23 protein-coding genes and 2 pseudogenes are annotated in these 26,870 nt (G+C 47.8%); 17 read left to right on the forward strand and 8 right to left on the reverse strand.

Annotation, left to right across the window (positions count from 1 at the left end):
* Positions 1-1,356 (forward strand): excinuclease ABC subunit UvrA (gene uvrA, locus HY879_00005; protein MBI5601717.1); only part of this gene is annotated, 1,356 nt, incomplete at its 5' end.
* On the opposite strand, the gene HY879_00010 is transcribed toward uvrA, so the two are convergent.
* The 6 genes from HY879_00010 to HY879_00035 all read right to left on the reverse strand — a co-directional run bounded on the left by HY879_00010 (position 1,353) and on the right by HY879_00035 (position 5,888).
* Entirely contained in the window at positions 1,353-1,988 is a 636-nt protein-coding gene (locus HY879_00010; protein ID MBI5601718.1) for a redox-sensing transcriptional repressor Rex, read from the reverse strand. The two genes, uvrA and HY879_00010, sit on opposite strands and share 4 nt — an antisense overlap.
* A 92-nt stretch (positions 1,989-2,080) precedes the next feature.
* Entirely contained in the window at positions 2,081-2,449 is a 369-nt protein-coding gene (atpE, locus tag HY879_00015; protein ID MBI5601719.1) for an ATP synthase F0 subunit C, read from the reverse strand.
* Positions 2,450-2,598: 149 nt separating this feature from the next.
* Positions 2,599-3,288 carry a F0F1 ATP synthase subunit A gene (atpB, locus tag HY879_00020; GenBank protein MBI5601720.1) on the reverse strand — a complete coding sequence of 230 codons (690 nt, stop codon included), beginning with the start codon at positions 3,286-3,288 and terminating at the stop codon, positions 2,599-2,601.
* A gap of 4 nt (positions 3,289-3,292) precedes the next feature.
* Positions 3,293-3,640 carry an ATP synthase subunit I gene (locus HY879_00025; GenBank protein ID MBI5601721.1) on the reverse strand — a complete coding sequence of 116 codons (348 nt, stop codon included), beginning with the start codon at positions 3,638-3,640 and terminating at the stop codon, positions 3,293-3,295.
* A 65-nt stretch (positions 3,641-3,705) separates the two neighbouring features.
* Complete coding sequence (locus HY879_00030) at positions 3,706-3,933, reverse strand: AtpZ/AtpI family protein (GenBank protein ID MBI5601722.1); 228 nt, start codon at positions 3,931-3,933, stop codon at positions 3,706-3,708.
* A gap of 116 nt (positions 3,934-4,049) precedes the next feature.
* Positions 4,050-5,888 (reverse strand): M48 family metalloprotease, encoded by a 1,839-nt coding sequence (locus HY879_00035; protein MBI5601723.1) that lies wholly within the window; start codon positions 5,886-5,888, stop codon positions 4,050-4,052.
* 138 nt (positions 5,889-6,026) lie between these two features.
* Between HY879_00035 and HY879_00040 the strand changes: the two genes are divergently transcribed.
* The 3 genes from HY879_00040 to HY879_00050 all read left to right on the forward strand — a co-directional run bounded on the left by HY879_00040 (position 6,027) and on the right by HY879_00050 (position 10,068).
* Positions 6,027-6,263 (forward strand): cytoplasmic protein, encoded by a 237-nt coding sequence (locus HY879_00040; GenBank protein ID MBI5601724.1) that lies wholly within the window; start codon positions 6,027-6,029, stop codon positions 6,261-6,263.
* Between the two features lie 234 nt (positions 6,264-6,497).
* A complete protein-coding gene (locus tag HY879_00045) occupies positions 6,498-9,494 on the forward strand; it encodes a hypothetical protein (GenBank protein ID MBI5601725.1) in 2,997 nt (998 codons plus the stop codon).
* The gene (locus HY879_00050; protein MBI5601726.1) at positions 9,481-10,068 is read left to right on the forward strand and encodes a YdbL family protein; all 588 of its coding nucleotides are present in this window, start codon (positions 9,481-9,483) and stop codon (positions 10,066-10,068) included. Before HY879_00045 ends, HY879_00050 begins: the two co-directional genes overlap by 14 nt.
* Before the next feature lie 383 nt (positions 10,069-10,451).
* On the opposite strand, the gene HY879_00055 is transcribed toward HY879_00050, so the two are convergent.
* Entirely contained in the window at positions 10,452-10,784 is a 333-nt protein-coding gene (locus HY879_00055) for a hypothetical protein (protein MBI5601727.1), read from the reverse strand.
* Positions 10,784-11,131, reverse strand: a complete 348-nt coding sequence (locus tag HY879_00060; protein ID MBI5601728.1) for a hypothetical protein — start codon at positions 11,129-11,131, stop codon at positions 10,784-10,786. Before HY879_00060 ends, HY879_00055 begins: the two co-directional genes overlap by 1 nt.
* 185 nt (positions 11,132-11,316) lie before the next feature.
* Between HY879_00060 and HY879_00065 the strand changes: the two genes are divergently transcribed.
* From HY879_00065 to HY879_00125, 13 genes and pseudogenes are all read left to right on the forward strand, one after another.
* A complete protein-coding gene (locus tag HY879_00065; protein MBI5601729.1) occupies positions 11,317-12,504 on the forward strand; it encodes an MBL fold metallo-hydrolase in 1,188 nt (395 codons plus the stop codon).
* 11 nt (positions 12,505-12,515) lie between these two features.
* A pseudogene (locus HY879_00070) lies at positions 12,516-12,734 on the forward strand (hypothetical protein).
* A complete protein-coding gene (locus HY879_00075) occupies positions 12,724-14,160 on the forward strand; it encodes a DUF4062 domain-containing protein (protein MBI5601730.1) in 1,437 nt (478 codons plus the stop codon). Before HY879_00070 ends, HY879_00075 begins: the two are co-directional and overlap by 11 nt.
* A 484-nt stretch (positions 14,161-14,644) precedes the next feature.
* Positions 14,645-15,073 (forward strand): annotated as a pseudogene (locus HY879_00080) (site-specific DNA-methyltransferase).
* 266 nt (positions 15,074-15,339) lie between these two features.
* The gene (locus HY879_00085) at positions 15,340-15,459 is read left to right on the forward strand and encodes an HTH domain-containing protein (protein MBI5601731.1); all 120 of its coding nucleotides are present in this window, start codon (positions 15,340-15,342) and stop codon (positions 15,457-15,459) included.
* Between the two features lie 382 nt (positions 15,460-15,841).
* Complete coding sequence (locus HY879_00090; protein ID MBI5601732.1) at positions 15,842-16,444, forward strand: hypothetical protein; 603 nt, start codon at positions 15,842-15,844, stop codon at positions 16,442-16,444.
* Between the two features lie 147 nt (positions 16,445-16,591).
* Positions 16,592-16,999, forward strand: a complete 408-nt coding sequence (locus HY879_00095) for a hypothetical protein (GenBank protein ID MBI5601733.1) — start codon at positions 16,592-16,594, stop codon at positions 16,997-16,999.
* Between the two features lie 43 nt (positions 17,000-17,042).
* On the forward strand, positions 17,043-21,575 hold the full coding sequence (locus HY879_00100; protein MBI5601734.1) for a topoisomerase DNA-binding C4 zinc finger domain-containing protein: 4,533 nt from the start codon (positions 17,043-17,045) through the stop codon (positions 21,573-21,575).
* Between the two features lie 54 nt (positions 21,576-21,629).
* Complete coding sequence (locus HY879_00105) at positions 21,630-22,460, forward strand: hypothetical protein (GenBank protein ID MBI5601735.1); 831 nt, start codon at positions 21,630-21,632, stop codon at positions 22,458-22,460.
* A gap of 1,155 nt (positions 22,461-23,615) precedes the next feature.
* A complete protein-coding gene (locus HY879_00110) occupies positions 23,616-24,806 on the forward strand; it encodes an AAA family ATPase (protein ID MBI5601736.1) in 1,191 nt (396 codons plus the stop codon).
* On the forward strand, positions 24,803-25,363 hold the full coding sequence (locus tag HY879_00115) for a DUF4276 family protein (GenBank protein ID MBI5601737.1): 561 nt from the start codon (positions 24,803-24,805) through the stop codon (positions 25,361-25,363). Before HY879_00110 ends, HY879_00115 begins: the two co-directional genes overlap by 4 nt.
* Before the next feature lie 170 nt (positions 25,364-25,533).
* Complete coding sequence (locus HY879_00120; protein ID MBI5601738.1) at positions 25,534-25,629, forward strand: type II toxin-antitoxin system HigB family toxin; 96 nt, start codon at positions 25,534-25,536, stop codon at positions 25,627-25,629.
* Positions 25,629-26,837 carry a transcriptional regulator gene (locus HY879_00125; protein ID MBI5601739.1) on the forward strand — a complete coding sequence of 403 codons (1,209 nt, stop codon included), beginning with the start codon at positions 25,629-25,631 and terminating at the stop codon, positions 26,835-26,837. The genes HY879_00120 and HY879_00125 overlap by 1 nt, the downstream gene beginning before the upstream one ends.
* The last annotated feature ends 33 nt before the right edge of the window (positions 26,838-26,870 follow it).

Below are 26,870 nucleotides of genomic sequence, written 5' to 3' on the forward strand. Positions count from 1 at the left end.
ATCGGCTCCCAGTTGATGGGGGTCCTTTATGTCCTGGATGAACCGAGTATCGGGCTCCATTCCCGGGACAATCTCCGGCTCTTGCAGACCCTGAAGACCCTTCGGGATATCGGCAACACGGTCCTGGTGGTGGAACACGACGCCAACACCATCCTGGCTTCCGATCATGTCATCGATATGGGACCCGGCGCAGGAGAACATGGGGGGCAGGTAATCTTTAGCGGCACCCCCGAAGAATTACTTAAGGATCAGCAATCTCTGACCGGACAATATCTATCGGGAAGATTACTCATTGCCATTCCCGCCAAACGCCGCCCCCATAAGAAAGGTTATATCCATATACATGGGGCCTCGGAAAATAATCTCAAACAAATCGATGTCTCCATTCCCCTTGGGGTCTTTACCTGTGTAACGGGTGTTTCAGGCTCGGGGAAAAGCACTCTGGTTATCGACACCCTTTATCAAACCCTGGCTCAACGCCTCTACCGCTCCAAAGAACGGGCCGGCCGGGTCCAGGAAATGAAAGGGGTCAGATTGATTGACAAAGTCATCAACATCGATCAATCCCCCATCGGCCGGACCCCCAGATCCAATCCCGCTACCTACACCGGTCTCTTTACCACCATCCGGGACCTTTTTGCCAGAACCCCGGAGTCCCGGTCCCGGGGCTATAAACCCGGTCGGTTCAGTTTTAATGTGCGCGGAGGGCGTTGTCCGGCCTGCAACGGGGACGGCCTGATGAAAATAGAAATGCATTTCCTGCCTGATGTTTATGTGACCTGCGATGTCTGTCAAGGAAGCCGCTACAACCGGGACACCCTGGAAATCCTTTATAAAGGGATGAACATCGCCCAGGTCTTAGACCTGACGGTGGATCAGGCCTTGAGCGTTTTTGAGGCCATTCCCGCTCTACGGGAAAAATTGGAAACCTTAAGTCAGGTGGGGTTAGGCTATATCCGCCTGGGACAACCGGCCACCACCCTTTCCGGGGGAGAGGCCCAGCGAATCAAATTATCCAGGGAATTGAGTAAAAGATCGACCGGAAAGACCCTCTATATCTTAGACGAACCCACCACCGGCCTGCATTTCTCCGATATCCAAAAGTTATTGGAAGTCCTTAATCGTCTGGTGGAAATGGGTAATACGGTGGTCGTCATTGAACACAATTTGGATGTGATCAAGACCGCCGATTATATCATTGACCTGGGGCCGGAGGGCGGCGATGAAGGGGGACAGGTGATCGGCATGGGAACACCGGAAGATATGGCCGGGAATTCCAGGTCCTATACCGGTCAATTTTTGAAGCAAGTCCTTGAAAATAAAAAGGGGCTTAACGGGCGAAACCCTGTAAATTAAGGTTTTTTACTACCCAAACGATAGGCCAATCTGTCTAATTTAACAGTAAAATCAATATGATGAACGACAACTCCTTCCGGGACATGCAATTGGGCCGGGGAAAAATTTAAAATGCCCCGAATAGGGGTATTTACGATCAAGTTGGCCACATCCTGGGCTTTACTGGCCGGAGTGGCGATCACCGCAATTTCTATCTCACGCTCCAGGGCAATTTTCCCGAGGTCCGACATGGGGGAGATGGCAAACCCCTGGGGTAACATCCGGCCGACCTTCATGGGGTCGATATCAAAAGCGGCCACAAAATGATAGCCCTGCCTGGGAAAATTACTATGGGCGATCAGGGCATACCCCAGGTTACCCATCCCGATAAGACCTAAATGCCATTTTTTATTCAAGCCCAGGATTTTTTTAATTTCAAAAAGAAGTTCCTTGATCACATAGCCGACCCCGCGGACGCCAAATTCCCCGAAGTAGGCTAAATCTTTACGGATTTGAGCGGAATTGACCTCACAATACTGGGCTAATTTTTCGGAAGAGATTACATTAACTTCCTGTTGGTCCAACTCTTCCAAGGCCCGTGAATAACGAGACAAACGGGTGATGGTAGCAGTTGGTATCTTCGGAAATTTCAAAGTTAACCTCTTAAAATTCTTGTGAAGTATAGCACATGTTGTCTTAAAAAAGATGGTCTGTTGGCTAAAAGCCAACAGACCATCTTTAAAAATTACATCGGCAGACCGATCATCTTTGCAATCGGTGTAGCCATCGGATAAGCATACAGCAAGATCAAAGAAACAACCAGGGCATAAATACAAAGGGACTCGATCATGGCCAAACCGATCAGCATGGTCACCGTGATCTTCCCGGAAGCCTCAGGATTCCGGGCTACCCCCTCCACAGCGCTCTTTAATCCCAAGCCTTGGCCGATACCCGTTCCCAGGGCGGCAATTGCGATGCCCAACCCAGCGGCCAGGACCACGCCATAATAGACGTTTAGACCGGCAGCAGCCACTTGGGGATTGGTTTCAGCAAAGGCTATAGCCACCATGCCGAGCAGGGAGGCCATTGTCAATAGAGCTACTCTTTTTACCATTTAACCATCCTCCTTTCTATAAATAAAGATTCGCCTTCTTCCCAAATTTAAAACAAGATACTCGATCTTTGATACCGGATGCTGGATAGGTTTGAGGCCTTGTCTTCTAATCAAAAATTCCCCAATCCGCAATCCGAAATCCGCAATAGTTAGTGCCCTTCCTCCATGGACCCGGCAATATACATCATAGACAACAAGGCAAAAATAAAGGCCTGGACAAAGCTGGTGAAGACCGCCAGAAACATCATCGGTAAAGGGGCCAGAAACTTGCCGGCCAGCAAAAGCAGGATGGCCAGAACCAGGTCCTCACCCATGATGTTCCCGAACAATCGAAGGGTCAGGGAAAGCACCCGGGAGAGATGGCCTATGATTTCAATTGGAAGCATTAAAGGGGCCATCCACCAGATGGGCCCCAGGAAATGTTTGATATATTTAAAACCATGAAATTTAATACCGACAATGTGGGTAGTAAAAAAAACAATCAGGGCACAGGCCAGGGTAGTATTGATGCTGGCCGTCGGCGAATAGAACCCCGGGATCAAGCCCATAACGTTGGAAAAGAAAATAAAAAGTCCCAAGGTTGCGATGAGGGGGAACATGGAGCGTCCATGTTCTCCCATGACCTCTACCTGGAAATTTTCAATTCCGGAAATAACCACTTCAAAGAAATTCTGCCCCCCTTCCGGGATCATCTTGACCGACCGTACGGCCAGAAGGGCAAAGACAATCAAAAGCACCATGATCAACCAGGTATAGGTAACATGGGGATAGGTATGGGCAAAATGGCCCAAACCGATGGATTCAAACAGTTTGGTTATAAAAAAAATCGGGTGTTCCATAGAACTAATTGGCCTCCTTAAAAAGGATTTTCCTCATTTCATTACAACCCACAAGGGTCAAGTTGATTACCACCACCGACAACCCGATTACCAGTCCCAGGGGATCGACCATCTTTTTGGCAATCAATAAATACAATAGAAAACCGGTTCCTAACAAACGCAGATAATATTTGGCAATGACCACTTTGGGACTGGCCAGGTGATCGGGGATTAAGGCTTTCTTTAAGATCCGGTAAAGAAGGTGGAAATTGATCAGGACGATCAATCCCCCCATCCCTATGCCAAGGGTAAACCTGGGGGGCATCAGTACCAGACTTACCAGGAGAAGGAAGGCCAAGACAGCCCCGTTCATCAACCGGATCCTCTGCAGCAAAGGATCCGATTCCGTACCTTTTCTCCATATAGATAACCCCTGGGTCATTTGAGGTCTTTCTCAGTCCTTTTCATAATCACATAGATATTTCTAAAGCCGGCAATGATCCCCAAAATCATAAATATCAGGAAAAACCAGGGGTATTTGGTCTGAAAAAATCGATCCAGATAAAACCCGATAGCTATCCCGATAACAATAGCCAGGGCCATGGAAAGCCCCATGGTACTGACTAAAGCCAAGAGTTTGATATATTTTTTAGTCTCTTCCTGCACGAAGCCTCATCCCGATCCCAAAGATTCGGCGGGCTTCCCAACCCATCTATTTTTTTGAAAAACCTGGGTTGTGTAAAAGATCACATTCCTCTATCATGGCCCAATTATAATGTCAACTATTTTTTAACGGCCCGTCTGAACCGTTCTTCCTGGGCCTGGTAATAGGAAAGGTTGACCGGATGCATGGCCAGCACCTGCCGGGTAATCTGCAGGGCCAGATCAGGACGTCCGTTGACAAAATAGGCCTCAGCCAGGGTGTCCAGGATCACCGGGTCGGGTTTGAGGGCAGCCGCTTCCCGGGCTAAAGACAGGGCCTTTCGGGGCTGATAAAGGGGTGGTTCTTTGCCGGTGGCCAGCAGCCAGGCCAGGTTATTCAAGGCCCAGTAATTTTTTGGATCCTTTTGCAAAATAGTTTCAAAGAGTTCCCTGGCCTTTTGGTATTTTTTCCCTTCATGATAGATCGTGGCCAAAGCCATAAGGATTTTGGGGTCTTCCGGTCGGGAGCGCAATTCCTGGATTAACAGGGCTTCCAAAACCTTGGGATCATCGGTAACCCCGGCAGAAACCCAGATCCGTTCCTTTATGCCATAGAGCCCCAACCCGATCAGCAGGAAAAAGAACAGGCCCATGGCCCAGTAAATATTTTTTTGATGCCGCCGGGCCAGATCAGGGTGACTATGCACTTGCTCCAGAAACTCCACGCGCTGGGCGATACTGAAATGGTGCCAACTGGGGAGGTTTCGGCTTTGACCGGAAGCCAGCCCGATCTTTTCCAAAGATCGGATCAAAGGCCAGGGAGAACCCAGAATTTCCAGGGCAAAAAGGTCGGCTTGCCGTTCAAAGTTGCGCATAAAAAAGCCGAAGAGAAAGCGAAAATAGAGGATCAGTCCAAAGGCCATAGGGAGGATCAGGATCACCGAATAGAGATCTTCGGAATAGCCTTTAAAGGAATAAATAAAATTGAGGAAGCCGGGGTAACGAAGGAGTTGGAGAGAGATCCATTGGGAAAAGAAGACCGCCAGCAGGACATAACCGACGAAAAAAAAGAGATAGAAAAGGAGATGCTTTTTTCGTACATGTCCTATCTCATGGGCTACGACGCCTATCAGTTCCTCCGGTTCCAGAAGATCCAGCAAAGCCGGGGTAATTAACAGATATCGAAACCGTTTGACCAGACCCATGACCCCGGCAGTCAGCATCTTACCGCCAAAAGCCGGCCAGAGGAAAATCTCCCGGAAAGGGGAGCCCATTTCCTGGCTGAAGCTTATAAGCATTTTTTGTCTCGGGCCATCCGGGATAGGCCGGCATTGCCACCAGGTCTTGATCAGAAAAGGGAAAAAAATGGACAGGACTATTAAAAATATTAAGACATAGAGCATTTCCCCTATCGGTTTATTCAAAAAGGTGCGCAGCCCGGGACCGGCCAACAAATCAATCAGGTCCGAAAGCAACGTAATAAAGAACCATGGAAATAATATGGGCAAATTAAACTGGAACTGGGACCGAAGATAGGGGCCTTTAGCCTGAGTGGAACGGAAGATTGATTCCTGGGCCGGATAGCCCAGGACCCAGATCAGGGCCACATGGGCGAGATAGAGGCTGATACCCAACCCTCCCTCCAGAGAAGAAAACCGGCTGATACCTGGAATCAGAGCAACTAAGGATTTGAAATCCAGGAGGTAGATTTCAAAGGCAAAAAAGACCAGGGCAAGGATCATCAGATATTGAGTGGTCTGCTGAACCCCCCGCTGTAAGACATAGGACTCCTGCCGGCTATGGAGGGAAAGCAGATAAAGTCGATGAAATCTTCTCCAGGTTTCCAGGCCAAAGAGGGTCAAAAACAGTAAGATCATGCCGGCATTGACCCAAAGATCGAAGACCGGAAGCCTTGGACCCAAGGTGCGGGTATGATATATCAACAGGGCTAAAATAAAAAAGATAATATTGTTGAACATAGGTTTCTTAGGGTACAGACAAGTCCGGAAGATGTCAAGAAAGGGGTTCGGCAAGGGGAGGAACCTTGACATTATCCATGTTTGAGTTTATTTTAAAAGACATAAAAATTTAAAAAAGAGGCACAATAGATTCCTATGATGAATTCTAACTTTCGGGCCCCCATACGAAAAAATAAAAGACCGGCCCAATATGACCAATTCGAAGCCACCGAACTGTATTGCCCAAGGTGCCGACAGGCTATGCCGGTCCGTAAAAGGCTGTTGCTGGTTCTGCCGGAAGGGGACAAGTATGAATATCGATGTGCGGCCTGTCTGACCACTGTGGGCGATAAGATAGAAAAAAACAGCGAGGGAGTCAGGCTGGTTGTGGAGTAATTTAGTACGAAAATAGAAAAATTCAGGCTATCGGCACAAGGCTATAGGCTATAGGCGAATAAAAACCCATAAACCCGTTTAACCATGCCCATCGTCCCTGAAAAATATTTTCGTGCATCTTGGCGCCCCCGTGGGGCCGGAGTGCTTAATTTGGGAGATTGCATTCTGTTCCCGGAGAATAAACGGCGTATGGTTGTTCTGCAAACCGCAAAACTCATAGCTTAACCGATACTTATGGCCAATATCCGGCCGATTTTTATAACCAAGCTTAAGGCCCCCTTCCTGGCGGCCTTTTTTCTTTTCTTCAGCCTATCGGCCTGCAGCCCCTCCTTCTTAGCAGATCCGGCGGCCCGCTATTTAAAGAAAAAAAGCGGGATCGAACTGAAAACGGAAAAGGTTTCCATTGGGATCAATCCCCTCCGACTGGAAATTAAAGGGGCTCAGATCAAGTATCATCAAGGGCATACTTCCTGGGATGTAAAAATGCCAGGGCTGCAAGCAGTTTTCGGATGGACCTTATCCTGGGAGAACCTCCCCTGGCCGGATTTTCATATAAAAAAACTCACCATAAACCAACCTCAAATATTGATCCGAATGCCGGAAAAGGGAGAAGGGGGCGACTGGTTACCCCTGTTGAAGAAATTACCTGCCTTTAAACGGATTGAAATCAGGGACCTGCAAGGGCGGGTTAAAGTCGGGGAAAATGATTTTCAATTAGCCCCCGGGACCCATATTTCGGCCTCCTTTTCTCCGGATCAAGGGGCTGACATCGAGTACCAAATAAAAAATATACGGGGGCAATGGTCTCCTGAAGGCCTAAAATTTCAGACCAGGTCCAAGGGCTCAATAAATTTATCCGATCTTCAGGACAAGCCCAAATGGAAAGGGTCCATTACCCTCTCGGAGGGCCATTTTTCCTCAAGGGAAGGAAAGATTGACCAGGTATCCGGAGAGCTTGGTTTTCTTTACCATAAAGGCCTTTTTGAAATATCCGCCTCTTCCATCCGGGCAGGAGAAATCCAGGGACTCATAAGAGGCCTCTCTTTCCAAGGTCGGGGGAAAATGGATCTATCCGGTTCAATCCGGTTTAAAAACCCGGACCAGAAGGTGGGCTTCCTTTCAAACGGGTTGTTAAACTTTGAAAAACTGGATTTTGAGGTCAACGAGGAAACCCGAACCATCAAAGGCCAGGCCGATGGTCAGGTCCGGATCTCCGGTCCGGCAATCAATCCACTCATCGCCGGAAAGCTCAAAGTCCTTGAAACCGATCTTAATCTTTCACCGGTCCATATCCAGGGGTTGGAAACAGAAATCGAAATTCAGGGGAAAATACCCGACCTTTCATTTCCTTTTGTCCGGGCCAGGGCCGGCCAAACCAACATCCATTTGACCTCAGGCCCCCTGCCGATTGTCAATCCGGAAACCCGTTTTTCGGCTCGGCTGTCAGATCAAGGCCGGCAGATTCTATTAAAGGACCTTTGGTTGAAAACAGCAAATTGGGGCCTTTTATCGGGCAGTCTGGACATCGAACCCTTCAAGGGGCCGATCCCCTCCGGGAAAATCCGGCTGGAAGGATTCCCCTTGCTTCAATTTCTGAAAATTTTTTCCCCTGAAGCCGCTTTACCCTTTTCACGGGAAATCCCCTGTCAAGGAACCCTGGCCTGGTCCCAGGAAGCTGCCGGCTCTCCGGGCATCTTTCAGCTTTCCCTGATCCCAGCCCCTTTTTCCTTTCAGATCCCGGACACAGACTTTGAGGGGGAAGACCTGAAGACTCAAATAGACGTCCAGGGGAAATGGCTGCCTGAGGACCAGACAGTGCAGGGTGTTTTAAACCAACATCTTTCCGGAGGGAGCCTCTTCCGGCCCCCCTGGTTGTTTAATTTTGATCAAAGTCGGCTCACGGCCCGAATGGAGGGATCCCTTAAGATAGGCCATCAGGCCCCTTCCCTTACCGGGTCCCTGAATCTCGAATACGATCCCCTGGGAACGGTTATTGTATCCGGAGAATGGCCCATTGGTTCTCGCTCCCGTTCCTTTTCAGGATCTATGGAAATAAAAAACCTGCCCCTTGAAAAAGGCTATCCCTTATTAGTTGGCGGTCCTTTTTCATACGACTATCCATTCTTGAAAAGGCTTTCTCCCCAAGGCCTTCTAACCGCCTATCTTTTTGCATCAAAAAAAAACGAGGCTTATGAATTGAGGGGCCGCCTGACCGGTTCCGGAATCGACCTGGACTCCCGGGAACCTTTTTTTTCCATTGAGGACCTGCATTTTGATCTCCCTTTTCATCTCACCTCACCGGAGATTGACCCTGGTAAACGGGTATATGCCGACCCGGGTTTCATCCAGGTCGGAAGCCTTAAAGGTCCGGACCTGACAGCGAATAAACTTTTATTCCCGGTCCTGGTCAGGACCAATCAGTTTGAGCTGCCCGACCGGATCCAGGTCCCGCTCTATGGGGGATGGTTATCCCTGAATGCCTTTAAGCTCCTCAATCCCTTGGGAGATTTAAAGATTGAAACCGCCCTGTCTTTGAAGGATATGGATCTGATTCAAATGTTTAAAGGTCCGGCTATCCCCGGCCGACTGAATGGCCATTGGGATCCGATCCGGATAGATAAAGAGAAGGCCCAAATCGAGGGAACTTTAACAGCGGATATCTTTGAGGGTATGGTGGAGGGGGGGAATTGGACCATCCTCCATCCTTTCTCCCAAGAAAGGGTTATCCAAGGAGATCTTTTTTTTAACCATCTCAACTTGGAGGCCATTACCCGCCAGTTTTCCTTTGGGAAAATTACCGGCTTTGTTCAAGGTCAAATGACGGCCCTTTCCCTCCGGAACAACCAGCCTGAACAATTTAATCTGGTAATCAGGACCCAGGAAATCCCCGGCGTCCCCAAAAGAATTCATATTAAAGCGATTGAGAACATCAGCCTTCTGGGAACGGGTTGGGGGGAATTGGATGTATTGCGCCAGGGCATAAATCGCTGGATCAACGAATATGAATACCGGGAAATTGGCCTGGTCTGCACCTTAAAAGAGGACCGTTTCCGTCTTCACGGGGCGATTATCGAAGAAGGCCTGGAATATTTAGTCCGCCGGCCAGGCTGGTTCGGGATCGATATCATCAATAAAAACCCCGAGAATGAAATCAGTTTTTCTGATATAATGGACCGTATCCATAGAATTGGAAGGAAAGCTCAGGAGGAAACCGGAGATGAAAAAAAATAGAATGCGTTTAATCATCCCCTTGTGGATTCTAAGTATTGTTATGGCCTGCGTGACCGTCAATGTCTATTTCCCGGCCAAAGAGGTTGAAAAAAAGGCCGGGGATATTGTGGACGAGATTCGAAAGAAGGAACCTTCACCCCCAACAGCGCCGTCAGGACCTCAAAGTTCATTAGGCCGCCTTTACACCTTGATCATCCAGGATGGAACGGCCTATGCCCAGAAGGAGGCCGAGGTTTCCAGTCCGGCCATCCAGGGTCTGAAGAACCAGATCAGAGGCCGGTTTTCCCGTCTGATCCCCTTCTTTCAGAAAGGGGCCATCGGCGAGGCGAAGAATGGGCTGGTAGAGATCCGCGACACCGGAAAGCTATCGGCTCAGGAAAAAAATGACCTGAAACCCCTGGTGGAGGTTGAAAATCGGGACCGTCGGGCCTTGTATCAGGAGGTGGCCCGGTCGATGAATATCCCTTCCGACCAGATCGGAAAGGTCCAACATATCTTCGCTGAAAAGTGGCAGAAATCTTCCGATCGCGGCTGGTGGATTCAGAAGGAGGATGGCCAGTGGGTCCAGAAATAGAAAGGCATGGGGCAAAAATATTTGAAATCTCTCTGTTGCAAGTTGCAGGTTCCGGGTTGCGGGTTGAGAAAAAATAAATTTCCTCTAATAACTCGTAACGCGTAACTCGATAGTATAGGAAATTCCTTTTTGGACGCAGATCGAAGCAGATTGCCAAGATTTTGAATATAAAGAATGATGAAGTCGTAAAAAGTCGGAACTTGTCTCTTTTCGTCATTCCCGCGAAGGCTGGAATCCAGTTCTTTTAAGTGGTTACGGTTAGCCTGGATTCCCGCCTTCGCGGGAATGACAAGTTTTTACGTGACCATCAAGAATAGTTATCTGCGGGTATCGGCGAAAATCTGCGTCCTAATTTATAACAGTGAACTGAATTACCCGATTGGTCAGGCCTTTAAATCAAGGGCCTGAATCAAAGCGTGGACAAAATTTAAGAGAAAAGTTTCCTGGGCCGGTGTGGCGTACTGGACGCAGTCGCAACGAAGCCGCCTGCGGCCCCGGACCAGATATTCGAATTTCAAGAAGTCCTTTCCCACCTCAATAGCCAGGTAATGGGGACCACAGGCCCGGTGTTCCCATTGCAGCTCGGTGAGCAGGTTTTCCGGGACTTCCAACCAAAAGATTTTCTCCAGACCGGAAGAGACGGCCTTTTCTTTTAAGTAAGATTCTATACCCTCCAGTTGGGAGCGGGGAATTTCATCCACCAAAAACTGGCGCATCAGGCCTGACCTTTCTCGGACTTTCTGGCCACGGAAAAGGCATCCCAGACGGCATAGGCCCAGACGACCATCAAGACCAATACCAGGATCAGGAGTAAGGTTTTATCCTGCCGGGACAGGGCCTGAGCCACAACGGCAAAGGGGTGGGGATTTTTTTCAAAGGTTTCAACGGGCAAGGCCAAAAAGGCTTTATTGAGATCATAGAGTATTTTTATAATCAGGGCCAGAAACAGAATAGCATCGGCGGCCATGAGAAGGCCGGCTTTAAGGAACTGCCGGTTTAAAACTTGGCCGAGACCGGGTAATATAAAAGCCGACAGGATGGGTGCCAGGATGGTTCGTTTCATGATTTTTTTCTTTGACAGGATTTACAGGATCTTCGAGATCATTTCCATTATAAAATCAAACAGCCGGAAAGGCAAGGGCTGTTTAAAATCATAAAAAAACAAGTTGTCTTATGCTGATGGCCTGGGATAAAGGAGGCCGGCATTTGGCAAAAAGAATCTTAATAGATAGATGAAAGGATACCGGAATGTTTTTAGAATTGGTTGAGATGATCCAGCCCGGGGGTGAAAACGGGAATAACAACATTTTTCGTTTGAATCTGCCTTCAGGAAGGGAAATTTTCGGGCTGGCCACGGAAAATAATTATGGCGGGGAATGGGATCTTGGTCCTACCTGGAACTATATCGTCGGTCCGGAGAAGCCTTTTTTGGTGGATACGGGGAAAAGCGGCATGGGCCTCAGACTCTTGGAGATGATGGCCCAAATCGGTATCCAGGGAAAGGCACTTGATTTTGTCCTCATCAGTCACGGCCACGAAGACCATGACGGCGGATTGGTGGAATTGGTGGCCGCCACCGGCATCCCGGTCAAGGCCCATTCCATCTATGAGAAGCTGATTCGGAACTATCCCGAAAAGGCCCCCTTTCCTTTTAAAGAATCCTTCTCTGCCTCCTGCTGGCATTGTTTTATGCCCGAATCCTTTACCCAGGTCCATTGCCGCGGTTATCACCAGGAAAGACACGCCCTGGCGGTTGAAAGTTTCGACCGGTTCCCTTTTTCCCTCGACAAAGACATCTTGATTCATCATCTGCCCGGCCACACCCCCGATTCCCTGGCCGTTCAAATCGGCGAGGAAGCCCTGATTGTCGGAGACATCCTCCTGCCGGAAATAACCCCCCACCCCACCCAGGAAAAATTCCATGAGCTCACGGAATCCCTGCTGCCCGCCCACTATACCCGGGGAGCACTTATTTATGGTTTACGGGCTTATCTGGAATCATTAAAACGTCTGAAGGAAATAGCGCTCCGATTCCCCCAAATAATCGTCCTGCCGGGCCATCGTCTGTACAACAGAGACCGCTGGAATACAATTGATCTGAAAACACGGATCGATGAAGTGATCGAGCATCATGTCCAAAGATGTGGGGCCATAGTCACCATCCTTCAAAAAGGGCCCAAAACGGCCGAAGAGGTGGCCCGGGAACATTTCGATCCCCAGTTGCTCAAAGGGTTCGGGATCAAGATGGCCGAGAATGAAATCTTAAGCCATACCGAGCTGCTCCAGTTCAGTAACGATATCCTCCTTCAGGAGGATGGGACCTTTGTGGGTCTTGGCACCACCCATTTTGAATCTTTGATCCGAAAATTAATAGGTAAAAAACGACCGGGCTCAAAGGGAAAATCGAGCATCCCAAAACCTAAAACACAAGGGTAAGCACCCAGTCGCTGATTGTCGAGATCAAGGGATGCCTGCGGGATGATGCCAAAGAAAAGAAAAATACCATGGAGACCTATTGAGTACCCGGTGTGAACAACCTGGTCACCTATGGCCGCTGGGCCTTTGCCGAGTTCACCGAAGTCTACCAGATCGAGACCGATTTCGCCGCGAAGGTCGAATCAGAATTCAAAAAGATGATCGAAGGAATAGTGAAGAGTGAAGCTTAAAATATTCATCAGCAGCGTCCAGAAGGAGTTTCAACAAGTTCGCAAGGATTTGAAGGCCTTCCTTATGGGAGACGCCTTCCTCCATCGTTTCATTTCTGAAGTCTTCCTCTTTGAGGAGCTTCCCGCCAGGGACCGTCGTGCCGACCATGTCTATCTTGAGCAGGTAAAACGCTGTGACATTTACCTGGGAATTTTCGGCTGTGACTACGGCAATGAGGACAAAGACGGCATCTCTCCCACCGAACGCGAATACGACTACGCTGGTAAACTCGGGAAGACCCGTCTCATATTTGTGTGGGGTACCGATGATAGACAACGGGCCGGCAAAATGAAGATATTGATCCAAAAAGCCGGTAGCGAGCTTATCCGTCGTCGTGTGGAAGATACGAGTGCCTTGACGGCAGAGGTCTATGCCAGTCTGGTGGACTACCTTGACGGCAAAGGAGCGCTCCGGGTCACTCCCTTTGACACCACGCCCTGCGACGATGCTTCTCTTCATCATCTGTCCCGTAAACGTGTCGAGTGGTTTCTGGAAACTGCCCGTAGAGAACGCGCCTTCCCTCTCAAACCCAACACATCTACACACACCTTGCTTACCCACCTCAATCTGATGAAACAGGAAAAACCGACAAACGCCGCCGTTCTTCTTTTCGGAACCAATCCGCAACGATTCCATCGCACCGCTGAGACCAAGTGCATCCACTGTCATGGTACGGAGTACCGTCGTCCCTTTGCCTCTTTACAGGTTTATGGCGGAGACCTCTTCGTACAGGCCGATCAGGCGCTTGATTTCGTTTTGAGCAAGATCAACCGCGCCATCGGCACCCGTGCTGCCGGTATCACCGCACCGGCCACTTATGAACTCCCTCCGGACGCCATAGGAGAGGCGATCGTCAACGCCATTGCCCATCGCGATTACCACAGCAACGCCTCCGTCGAGGTACGTCTCTTCGCCGACCGGCTGGAGGTCTGGAACCCCGGCAGGCTGCCCGGCACACTAACCCTTGATAGCCTGCGTATCGACCATCCATCAGTACCTTATAATCCTCTCATGGCAGAATCGCTCTATCTGACAAGGTACATCGAGAGGGTCGGCTCCGGTACCCAAACCATGATTGAACTGAGCCGGGAGGCCGGTCTACCGGAACCCCAATTTGAGCAACGAAGCGGTTTCTTTGTCGTAACCCTCTGGAGGGATTGGCTGACTGACGAGGTTATTGCGAAGATAGGTCTGAATGAACGACAGTTGCTGGCTGTTGTTCATGTTAAGAGAACCGGGCGGATCGTCAACATCGAATATCAGCAGATTACAGGCGCTGGCCGTAAGACTGCCGGCCGCGATCTTGATGCTCTTGTTGAAAATGGATTGTTTGAACGTGTGGGAGAAAAGCGGGGCACCTTCTATATTCTTAAAGGGCGGAAATGACCCAAGTTTGAGACATATGCCCCATGACACCCTGCTAAGCATATAAGGAACAATTCTTAAGTTTTGAGACAAATATGAGACATATGGGACATGAAGGAATACGATACGAGGATAAAGAGAATGCCGCAGGAATGCCTCATATGACTCAAGAACTGTTTCCTCGGCAGTCGGCAGGCCCTCCACAAAGGGGCCAAAGGGGCCATTTTTTCAAACGCGTCAGGAACCCATCAAACCCGCCACTAATCGGCTCATAAATGGCTTAAATGGCTCAGGGGAAACCCGACATAAATCCGACAAAGCCGACATAAAGGGGACATTTTGGGGACAAAGGGGACATGAGGGTTAGGGTGCGAGAATGAATGGAATGCCTCGGAAATGCCTCAAATGACTCATCGGGAAAGCAGGCAAACTGGACATAAACCAGACAAACAGGACAATCACGACCACGACAATCATAACGACCATTGAAAGCAAGGAAGTATAAATGGCAAAGAAATCCAACAAGCTGACCGTTGAAACTCTCAAGCACGAGGAAGCGACCCGCAAGAACATCCCGACGGTCGAGTATCAGTCGGTCATGGCCAGGGAGGTCGAGAACCCCATCCGCGTCACCCTTGAGCGCGGCGTGGCCGGCCTCGAAGAAGAAAAACAGCGCAGAAATCGCGATCTGGACCCGCAATTGGTTTGGCGCGGCAAAGACGAGCAGGACTGGTCGGATCTGGTGGTTCAGGCCCCGCCCCTTTACATCCAGGAAAAAGTCCATCCCAAGGTGTTGATCGACGATCTGCTGCGCCGCTCCCAGGCTGACAAGAAGGCCGCCGAACCCCAATACGATCTCTTCGCCGATTTCAACGGCCTGCCCAACGAGACCGCCAGGACCGAGTTCTATCAACACGACGCCAATTGGTCCAATGGATAATTTTTATCAAAGGTTTATTTTTTTCATCAGCAAAATCTCTTTTACCTCGTCCCCAATACCATCAGAGTCCGGGCAAGAATTGAGCATCTCTTTGGAATAGGCTCTCCTGATTCCCTGAGCGAACGCTTGAGGAATGGCCGGCTATCGACTTTCTCGATGATCGTGAAGGCGGTCTGTTTACCGCAACGGTTCACCAAAAAAAGACGGCCGGTTCACCAATAAGTTCACCAAAAAGTTCACCAAAAACAGAAGATCAAATTATGGAACTTCTCCGACAAGATAGTGCCATCAACACGGAAGAATTGGGGAAAGCCATTGGTATTTCTAAAAGAGCCGTTTTGAAACAGATCGGGATTCTGAATATGGAAAAAGGTCTTTGAGGACTGCCTGGGGTTAAAGCCCGGAGTTTCTTTGGACAAGCTCCAGGTTTTGAGGAAGGAATCGGGCGGTTATTGGAAATCTGGGCATGGATAAGGCCGGAGTCGTGCCCGGTGCCGTCCTTGGGGCCTATTGGGGTCTGAGTAATATTCCCGAAAAATGTAAGTCTTTTAACCCCCTTTTAAATTGACTTTAAGTGGTGGATATGCTTTATTTTGTTCATCTAAGAGCAACTTTGTTCTAATCAGTAACCCATAAATAAAAGGCTGATCCATGAAGCAGTCCGATAACACCCCCTTTTTAATAAAGGAGATGGGGTTTTTTATTTTGGGCTGGACGATAAAATCGATAACTTATCCCCCCTTATTAAAAGGCTAAACGCTTATGCCGAATCGAACCAGCCTAACGGGTAGTGAACTTTTCATCGTCGATAACAGCGATACCGACTGGAAAGTCGCTCGCTATCTTCATGATTGGTGCCAGATTTCCAAGGCCATCGACATAGCAACGGGCTATTTCGAAATAGGTTCTCTCCTTTCCCTTGAGGACGAATGGCAGAAGGTGGACAAGATTCGGATTCTGATGGGGGATGAGGTCTCCAAACGCACCAGGAATGCCTTTGTCGAAGCCTTGGGAAGGGTCACCAAAAAGCTGGATGACAGTCTGGAGTCTGAAAAAGAAAAAAATGATTTTCTCACCGGCGTTCCCAAAATTGATTATGCCATCCAGCATTCCTCAAACGATCGACTGGTCCATGAAGAACATAGACAAGACTATATTTTTGAAAAAAGATGGGGTATCTGTTTTGGAGCCGGGAAACCGCAACTGCTGAAGCGAACCTCTCGAAAGAAGCACAGGAATTCATTAAAGAACTTTGACCGTTGGAGTAGGGAGAACATCCATTTACGAATGACAGACTTTTTCGGCAAACTCAATGCTAAGCTCCGAGGGTATTACAGCTACTATAGGGATCATTGGGAACTATAAGAGTCTGGCCACATTCTATTATCGGGCGATGAGGATATTATTCAAGCGCCTGAATCGGAGAAGCCAGCGGAAGAGCTACACATGGACGGGATTTAACGAACTTCTGAAACACTTCCGGATAGAGAAACCGCGGATTACCGAAAAGAGATGGTCGAGACAACTGGAGTTGGTCTTTTTGAGAGCAGGGCACCCAAGCGAATAATTCTGAGGAACCCGGTGCGGGAATTCTGCACGCCGGGATCTGTGAGGGGGCAGTCGGGTAACTGGCTGTCCTACCTCGATCCACTCCTCCAAGATCATAAAGGAAAGAAGCGGGTTAATAATTCACCGGTGGGATTGGAAACGCCGGAATTGGATCGGGAAAAAGGCAAGAAGTTTTCTGCCTTTAATCCGCTCTTGGACCCGCATGTAAAAAATCATACCTTGGGAAGCTTGGTGGTGAATTGGATGGGAAGGCCGGTCACACAGAAAAAAAATCTGTATTATGTCCTTGGAAAACAAAATAAGTTATGGAACTTAACACCAACGTCCCACTTTTTTAACCACCATGATTGAACCTAATCCTAATCCCGTTTTCCAGTTCATCAAAGAGGTCGCCATGTATTTCATGGACTTCCTCGAGACCGATTTCCACAAAAGACGTCTGCCAAAAAGAAGCATCCAGTTACACAGCAAAGACAACCTGCTCGTGGGTCTTAGCCTCAACAAATATTCCTCCTTCAATCGCCTCATGTGGGAGACGATTATCAAAAATTTCGACAAAAGCAAATTCAGTTCTCTTCAGAAAGGTGTATACAGGGCAGACGTTCCCAGGAATCTTCTCGATGTCATAACCCTACAGACCAGGAAGATATCTGAAGAGCAAATATCAGAGGTGCTCGACAAAATAGCCGAGAAGGTTGAGCAGGCTGCCACCCTCTTTCCTGAGGATTACGAACGGGCGTCGAGCTATGCGGTCGACAAGGCGTCTGCCATTTTAAAAAAGCATCTTGTTATCCCATTCGTCCAGAAGCTTGAACAACCCCTCCAAACACTGAGCCTTGGGGACGAAAACATCGCTTACCTGATGGAAGAAGAATTGACTGCGGTCCTCGTTCAGCTTATGGAAAGCGCCATATCCGAGACGCTCAAACATGCCATTGCCGGAGAAGAGATTGACGCTAAAGATGCCATCGAAAAGGTAATGCAGACCGGAGACGTAAGGAGCGACATCAATTCATTCTTTGAAAGCTTCCAGGTATTCGACGTTTATAATGAAGTCTACGAGATGTCCAGGAACAAAGCCATACTCGATAAGCAGGATTTTTATCTCTACTTTTGTGATATTACATACAACAGGGCGAAGTATCCCATCTTCTATATCCCTTTTACGGTTGAAAAGTCCGGGGATGCGCTGGCCTTCGATTTTGATTCTCAACTTTACGTAAACAAAAAGGCGTTGGAGTATATCACCCAGCAATACAATGAGGAAAGAGGCAAATTCGGTAGCCTCAAGACCATCTCGGAACGAATCATCTATCTCGCTCAGTACGGTAACGACCTGAGCAGCACCTTACAACCGATCATCGATGAATTGACGGACTTCTTTGAACTGGACTCAAAGGTTAACGTTGGCAAGGCGACGCCACAGGTGGCCAAGGGATTGTTTACCAAAATCACGAACTCCTGCTATTTTGCGCTCTTCGATAAATCCGATGAGAGTTTGGTGAACGACTACGAAATGATCCTACAACTGCTTGCCCAGGGGGACAGCGTTCTTGGCGCAGCCTTCAATAGGCTAATCGACGATTTCATAAACAAAAACCCGGAAAGATTCACGCTGGAGATAGAAGATGAATGGGACAACATGGAAGTTCCGGACAAGTTGGTTTTTAATAGCCCCATTCCGTTGAACAGTGAGCAACTCCAGATTATTGCCGCTGTCAGAAAAAAAGGATGCAGATACATAACTGTAGAAGGACCTCCGGGCACTGGAAAGAGCCATACCATTACAGCCATAGCCTTCAATGCGATCCTGGACAACCAGAATGTCCTGGTCCTGTCGGACAAGAAAGAGGCCTTGGACGTTGTTGAGGACAAGATAACCGAAGCAATGAATAAGGTGAGGATCGACAAGAATTTCCAGAACCCGATCCTCCGACTCGGTAAGACAGGGAGCACGTACAGCCAGATTCTATCAAGCGCCGCCATGAATGACATTAAGCTCCATCACAGGGCGGTGAAAAAAGAATACGAGAAACTTGAAAACAGCATCGATAAGATATCCAATACCCTCAAGGACGAACTCGAAAACGAGATAGCCCGCTCCGGAGATATCGATCTCCGGGAGGTCTATGAGATGATTGACCTCGATCAGCAATACGAAGGGCACAATCAACCGATAGATGTTGAAGAAGTCCTAAAATGCCCAGATGCCGCTGGCGATCTTGAGGAATTCCGTAAAATCTTCCTGAACCTCACAGAGCTTCTCAACACACCGTCGATAAGGCAACTCCTTAAACTGATCAAGCTCGAGCCGACGGAGATGAAGGACATAACCGGTCTGCTTCAGGTTTCGCAATTGGCCAATGAGATTGTCGATATCGTGCGATATCTCAGGGAAAGATATGGCGCCCGCATCGATATCGTCATGAAATTCGAGTTGTTCTCCGACGCTTTCATGACCACCCTCTCATCTTTCATCATCCGGTATGATAGGGTTTTTGGTATATTGGCTTCCCTATTCATGCGCGGGAAAATCCGGCAATTGGACAGCGACTTCAAACGATCTTTTCCCTTCAATAAATTTGAGCAACCGAGAAAAAGCCTCAAAGAAATCAAGGAAATATGGGAGATGTTCCATTTTGCCTCATCAACACTGAAAAAACAGATGACGACGCCATTGCCGCCCGACCTTGATTTCTCTCACGTAATCCATTTGATCGTGAAAGATGAGGGCGTCCGGAACGCCCTTGATACCATGGCGGGAGTCCTCGACGACCTCAAATATATAGAGGCGCGGCGCCCGCGTTATGAACGCACATTCAAAAAAATTGGCTTCTATCCATCGTCATTTGATACCTATTTCGATAATGGACTTACCCGAATCGCCGATAACGAAATTGACCTACTCTTGCGGTACATAACACTTAAACAGAAAACGGCAAAACAGTTCAACGCTCTTCCCATAGTAAACTACGCAAATCGTAAGAAGGCTATCGAAGAGCTTGTTACGGTCCAGATGACATACATCATGGATGGAAGAGTCATCGATTTCTTTGAAAGCAACAAGGCGGATGCCCAGGCCCTCAGGGAGGTCATCAAGAAGAAAGTGAAGTTCCCGCAGGATAAATTTCTAAAATTAAAAGAGGCGTTTCCCTGTATCCTCTCCGAAATAAGGGATTATGCGGAGTACATACCTCTTGAACCAGAGATGTTCGACCTACTGATCATCGATGAGGCCTCACAGGTAAGCATTGCGCAGGCCTTCCCGGCTCTGCTCAGGGCAAAGAAGGTCCTAATTCTCGGCGACAGGAAACAGTTTAGCAATGTCAAGGCTGCGCATGCCAGATCAGAGACGAACACGGAATACCTCAACAGCCTGCGGGATACATTCAAAAGAACCATCTCCGATTCGTCGGATAAACTCGTGAGGCTGGAGAATTTCAATATCAAGACATCAATCCTCGACTTTTTTGAATTCATTAGCAACTACAGTACGCAGTTGATGAAATATTTCAGAGGATACAAGGAGATAATCTCTTACTCCAACAGATACTTCTATCGCGACACCCTGCAAGTTATGAAGATTAGGGGAAAATCTATTGACGAAGTGCTTGTCTTTTCCTTCATTAATCATGATGGCAAGGTAGAACCCGTCCAAAACACTAATACCCTCGAGATAAATTTCATCATCAAAGAGCTTCAGGCGTTCAAGGCCGATAGATGCAAAAATACCATAGGGATAATTACTCCCCACACGAATCAGCAGAAGCTTCTTATGGAGAACATCAGCGCTCTCCCGGAGAAGGATTACTTCTTCGACGAGATGCGCCTTAAAATCATGACTTTCGACACATGCCAAGGCGAAGAAAGGGACATCATCTATTACTCAATGGTGGCCACGGAGACTGACGACAAGCTCTGGGGTGTGTTCATCAAGGACCTGAACAGCGTGGACATCGAGGAGAACGGTAAGATCAAAGCGCAGAGGCTCAATGTCGGATTTAGCCGCGCCCGCGAGCGCATGCACTTTGTCTTAAGCAAACCACTGGGTCAATTTAACGGATCTGTTGGTGACGCGCTCAGGCATTATCACCAGATCCTTGAAGACGCGAAGCGGGAAAAACTTGTCACCATGGTCGACCCGAAGTCGGCTATGGAACCTTACGTCCTCCACTGGCTTTACCAGACCGACTTCTGGAACAAGAGCAAGCAGAGGACCGATTTTTTCCCACAATTCGAACTGGGGAAGTATCTAAAACAGCTTGACAAGAGGTACAATCATCCGGAATATAAAGTCGATTTTCTGCTTATATATTTAGATGAATCCGGAAAAGAGCACAAAATAATTATTGAGTACGATGGTTTCCATGAGCATTTCAAGAATATCGAGGGGATCAATGAACTCAACTACTGGAGATATTACTCCGACGAGGATATTTACCGAGAAAAGGTACTGGAGAGCTACGGATACAAATTTCTGCGGATAAATCGCTTCAATGTTGGGCAAAATCCCATTCAGACTCTGGATAAAAGAATCGCCTCATTGGTAAAGCCAACGAATGGAAATCATGAGATTGTAAATGACATTCACGAAACCATCGAAGGGCTGTCAGACGGAGATATGAAAGAATGTCCGAAGTGCAAAGAACTCAGGAACATCGATGAGTTCAAAGATAAGGGTCTGATTTCGGGCATGGGAAGGATATGCAAGGTTTGCAAGGGAAAAAAGAACACGAGAAAACATACACCAGAGAAAATACCTGTTACAGTTTCATGTCCGAAGTGTGGCCACGGGATGATTCTCCGCACTGGAAGACGCGGAAAGTTCTATGGATGCTCACGTTATCCATATTGTAAGGGCATAAGACCAGCTCCAACAGTGGATGTAATGAAGCCATTGTCCGGGAGATCGACCGACCTAAGATAGAAATTTTGCTCCAAGTTTACTCCTTTACTTCCAGCCGATGGGGAGGTGGGACAAATGGAATCGCAAGAAAATTTTGATGCGGTTGAATGTATACGGACTGAACTTGCCAAGACAAAACTAACCACCTGGCGTAGAACACTCCAGAAATTTGCTTTGGCTGCATTAGGAAGTATTCCTTGGGTGGGTGGCTTTATTGCGGCGGTAGTCAGCCTCAAGACAGATGAATCTGGAATTAAACAAAATAATCTCCAAAATCAATGGTTGGAAGAACATACGCAGAAGATGAGCCGTCTCGCAAAAACACTCAATGACATTGCCCAACGTTTTGATAACCTTGGCGAGAAAATCGATGAACGCATCCAAAGCGATGCATATCTTGATGTTGTCAGAAAGGCTTTTCGTACTTGGGATCATGCCGATACCGACGAAAAGCGACAACTTGTTGGCAATCTTGTTGCGAACGCCGCGGGAACACGTCTTTCCTCCGATGATATATTGAGACTTTTTATTGATTGGCTCGACACATATCATGAAGCACATTTTGCAGTAATTCGTGAAATCTATAATAACCCTGGTGTAACAAGGTATGATATCTGGATAACATTGAGATGTGAGATAGTTCGTGAGGATTCAGCTGAAGCAGACCTTTACAAAATGCTCATTCGAGACTTAAGTATGGGTGGAGTGATTCGACAAGCCAGAGATACAACTGAAGACGGGCGGTTTTTAAGAAAGCAACGGCCACCACACAGAGGAATACCTTCTCCAACCGTCGAATCCGCATTTGAAGATACTAAGTCTTACGTTTTAACGGAATTGGGTAAACAATTTGTTCATTACACCATGACGGAACTTGTTCCTCGCGTTGGTGAAGGAGATAAATGAGATTCCATTTAACCAGCCGCTCAAGCCGACGGAATGAGCGTTGGTACTTGAGGCGGAACGCCATGGATGAAGGAGACGTAGTCCCAGTCAGGAAAGAGAAAAGAGATCGGACCAGCCGAAAGGGTTGAATTATCTTTTAATTTTTGAAAAACGAGGACAAAAAAAGGTCTTAACCCGACTTTTTTACCCCAAAAACAAGGAATTTTCATCAAAAAGCATTAGAAAAATGGATATCAATAAAGTTGATCTGTTATTAAATATATTCTCGTAGCGGCGGGGCAGGAAGATTACGGGAATCAAGAAGTGGGGCCTATTCATCTGAATAAGGCTTTCAGCCGTTAAAGTACGTTTATTGGGCGGACTTGGCTTAGGTGGTGTGAGGAGAAAGGTAACGTCTGATAAAGAATTAGTATCAATGGGCAGCAAGTCCTTTGAAGACCTGAAGAAAATAAATGAATATGGCGCTGAATATTGGAGCGCCCGTGAAATCCAGCCACTTTTAGGATATACACAATGGCGGCGCTTTGAAGATGCCGTTAAAAGGGCAATAACCTCTTGCAAAAGCTCGGGAAATTAACCTACCCATCACTTTGCCAACGCCGGCAAACCGATAGCAGGAGGAAAGGGTGCGGTGCAATTGGTTAATGATTATCAGCAGAATTCATTCCGGCTTTTTTGGCCGACAGTCAAACCACTCTTGAGAAAATAAAAAGGACCCCGAAATGGAGCCCTTCTATTTAATGAAAAAATAAACCGCTGATTTGCCAGGCGGGCTCAGCGGGGGCCTTTGTAGGTTCTCATGCCACTGGCAGAGAACAATTGGATAATGACCAAAGGAAGACGAAAAGTCAAGTCCCAAATTGGAGTATGGGTATAAATTTATTAGAAAGAGATCAGTTGGGGGGTAGTTTATGATAACTGCCCAAATTAACACCACATTATTTTTGAACTGGCCTTTATTTTAAACTTATGATGGACTTAAGAAGTCTCCTAAAAGGTCTTCTCTCAAGAAGGCATTAAAAAAATGGATATCAATAAAGTTGATCTGTTATTAAAATATATCCTCGCAGCAGCGGGGCAGGAAGATTGCGGCAATCGAAAGTTGGGCAATAGCGATCCTGGGCATGAGATACTTTTTAGATAGAGAGGTGGAGAATGAAGATTGAAGCTATTCGACTTTTAAACTTCAAAGCATTTCGCGAAATTGAATTAGTGAACCTTCCCAATTTTTGCGTTTTTGTGGGCGCCAATGGCACAGGGAAAAGCACTATTTTTAGCGTTTTTGGCTTCCTGCGTGATGCCATGACGAGTAACGTCAATAAGGCCTTGATGAGGCTTGGAGGCAGTAGGGGGTTTTATGAGGTTAGAAGCCGCAATGCGGATGGTCCCATTGAAATTGAGCTTAAGTTCAGGGAAAAAGATGACAGCCCTTTGATAACCTATCTTCTAAGAATAAATGAAGATAGAGGCAAGGTCTATGTTGAACGGGAAATCTTGAGATATCGCCGGGGAAGCAGCGGCCAGCCTTGGCATTTCCTGGATTTTTCCAATGGGACAGGCACGGCGGTTATAAATGAACTTGATTCTGTCAGAGACGTAAAGGATCTCCAACGGGAGACGCAGACCTTAAAATCTTCGGATCTTCTGGCCATTAAAGGATTGGCCCAGTTTGAACGGTTCCCGGCAGTGGTGGCCCTCGGTAATCTGATAGAAAACTGGCATGTTTCCGATTTCCACATCAGCAAAGCACGCCCGGAACAGGAGGCCGGGTACGCCGAGCACCTTTCCAGAGAAGGAGAAAACCTGTCTTTGGTTATCCAGTATCTCCATACTCACCACAAGGACTCCTTTCGTAAGATTCTTGATCTTTTGAAGAAGCGCGTCCCCGGAATCTTCAATGTTGAATCTAAGACTACAGAAGAGGGTCGTGTGCTTTTAAAGTTTCAAGATGGCTCTTTTGAGGACCCTTTTCTGGCTCGCTACGTCTCTGATGGCACGATCAAGATGTTGGCGTACTTGACGTTGCTCTACGATCCAAGTCCTCACCCTCTTTTATGCGTCGAGGAACCGGAAAATCAACTCTACCCAAAACTGCTCTGGGAACTGGCTGAAGAATTCCGGGCCTACGCCAACCGTGGAGGACAAGTATTTGTTTCAACTCATTCGCCTGATTTTTTGAATGCCACTAAGGTAGAGGAGGTATTCTGGCTGGTAAAGAAAAAGGACGGCTACACGGAAGTATGCCGTGCCAGCGATGACCCCCAGATCGTGACCTACATGAAAGACGGCGATCAGATGGGATATTTGTGGGAGCAGGGATTATTCGAGGGGGCAGACCCGCAATGAAAACCATCGTTTTTTTTCTTGAAGAACCATCGGCGAAAGAAATGCTTGAAGGCGTACTTCCCCGGGTGCTGCCCCCACAAGCTCAGATACGGTATCTGATATTTAGTGGCAAGCAGGATCTTGAAAAGAATCTTGTGCGAAAACTGCGTGGGTGGCGCTCGCCGGACTCGGTGTTCGTAGTAATGCGTGATCAGGATTCCAGCGATTGTCACGTCGTAAAACAGAGGCTGGTAGCGTTATGTACCCAGGCGACCGAGGGCGAGGCTTTGGTGCGTGTGGCCTGTCATGAAATAGAAAGCTTTTATTTGGGCGACTTGGCTGCCGTCGAAAAGGGGTTAAACCTGAATGGGCTTTCAACCAAACAAAACAATCGCAAGTACAGAAACCCGGACAATCTCGGAAATCCTTCCGAAGAATTATTCAAGATTACAAAAGGAGAATATCAGAAAGTTTCCGGATCACGCGCTATCGGACCGCATCTTGATTTGACGAATAACCGATCTCACAGCTTCAACGTTCTCGTAACAGGACTTCGTAGATTTGCAGAAACAGCCTGACTTTGATGAGGGGGGGGTGAGTGCGGTCTGAATAAAGGTCGGACCACCATTAAAAAATTGATTTCATGAATTTGGTGACGATACCATCAGCCTGCTTCATTGTGTTTATCGCACCCGGCCGATGTTGGAAGCAGCCCCCGGTGAATTACTATCCTTTAAAATAGTACTGTTTGGTGGTAAAAGGGAATTATTCATTGAAAAAAGTGTTCATACGCTTTGTGGGGACACATGAGGCCTATGATCAAATTGACGTGGAGGTGATCTGATGATTCCCAAAGTGATCAAGACCGAAGAGGATTATCAAAAGACCCTTACACGGATCGAAGAGCTCATGGATGCCGAAGCGGGAACCCCGGAGGGAGATGAGCTTGAACTGCTTTCCACCTTGGTCGGGTTATATGAAGACAAACAATATCCGATCTCCCTGCCCGACCCGGTGGAGGCCGTTAAATTTCGTATGGACCAGATGGGACTCCGGCAGAAGGACATGTCCTGTTACTTTGGAAGCAAAAGCAAGACCTCGGAGATCCTTAATGGTAAAAAGCCGCTCACTCTCAGTATGATGCGGGCCTTGCATAAGGGTTTGGGTATTCCGGCGGAAGTTCTCCTGCATTCAAAAAATGCCCAATTTACCGAATCATTCCCCGAAATGAATTGGTCCAATTTCCCCATTCGGGAGATGGTAAGGCGTGGCTGGATTAAGGGGGTAGAAAATTTTAGGAAACACGCTGAAGAGATTATGACATCTTTCCTGGAGGAAGCAGGGGAGAAAAGGGCGCTTATCGCAGTTCATTGCCGCCGGGGTATTTCATCGAGGTACAATGTGAAAACAGATGATTATGCCATGGAGGCCTGGCGGCTGCGCATTCTCTCCTCCGCCAGAAAAGAATCACTGAAACGAAAATTCAAAAACGATCTCCTTACTGATGATAAAATGAGAGATCTCGTGCGGTTAAGCGTCTATAACCAGGGACCGTTGCTGGCCAAAGAATTTTTGAACAAGTTGGGCATCCATCTAATCGTTGAGCCTCACCTGCCCAAAACATACCTTGACGGCGCCGCTATGATATTGCCTGACGGATCACCCGTGATCGGTCTTACTCTCCGTTACGATCGGATTGACCATTTCTGGTTCAGTCTCCTTCATGAGTTGGCCCATGTTCATCTGCATCTTCGCCGGCAGGATGATTGTTTCCTGGATGATTTGGACATGAAGGTGGCGGTTTCTGGAGAACACGATCCAGAAGAGGAAGCAGATCGGATGGCCACTGAAGTAGTGATTCCCAAAGAATTCTGGGAAGAAAGGGTCATTAAAGAAAAGGTGACAACGACTCAGATTCAAAAATGGGCCGATGAACTTAAAATCCATACCGCCCTGATCGCCGGTCGTATTCGATACCATACAGGAGATTATACCAAGTTGTCGAGACATGTGGGAAACGGCAGCGTGCGTCGACAATTCAAGGAGGCCTGAGATTAGATAAGGAAAGCGCGATAGATGATCCCA

It is taken from the genome of Deltaproteobacteria bacterium (genome assembly GCA_016219225.1).
Lineage (GTDB): Bacteria > Desulfobacterota > RBG-13-43-22 > RBG-13-43-22 > RBG-13-43-22 > RBG-13-43-22.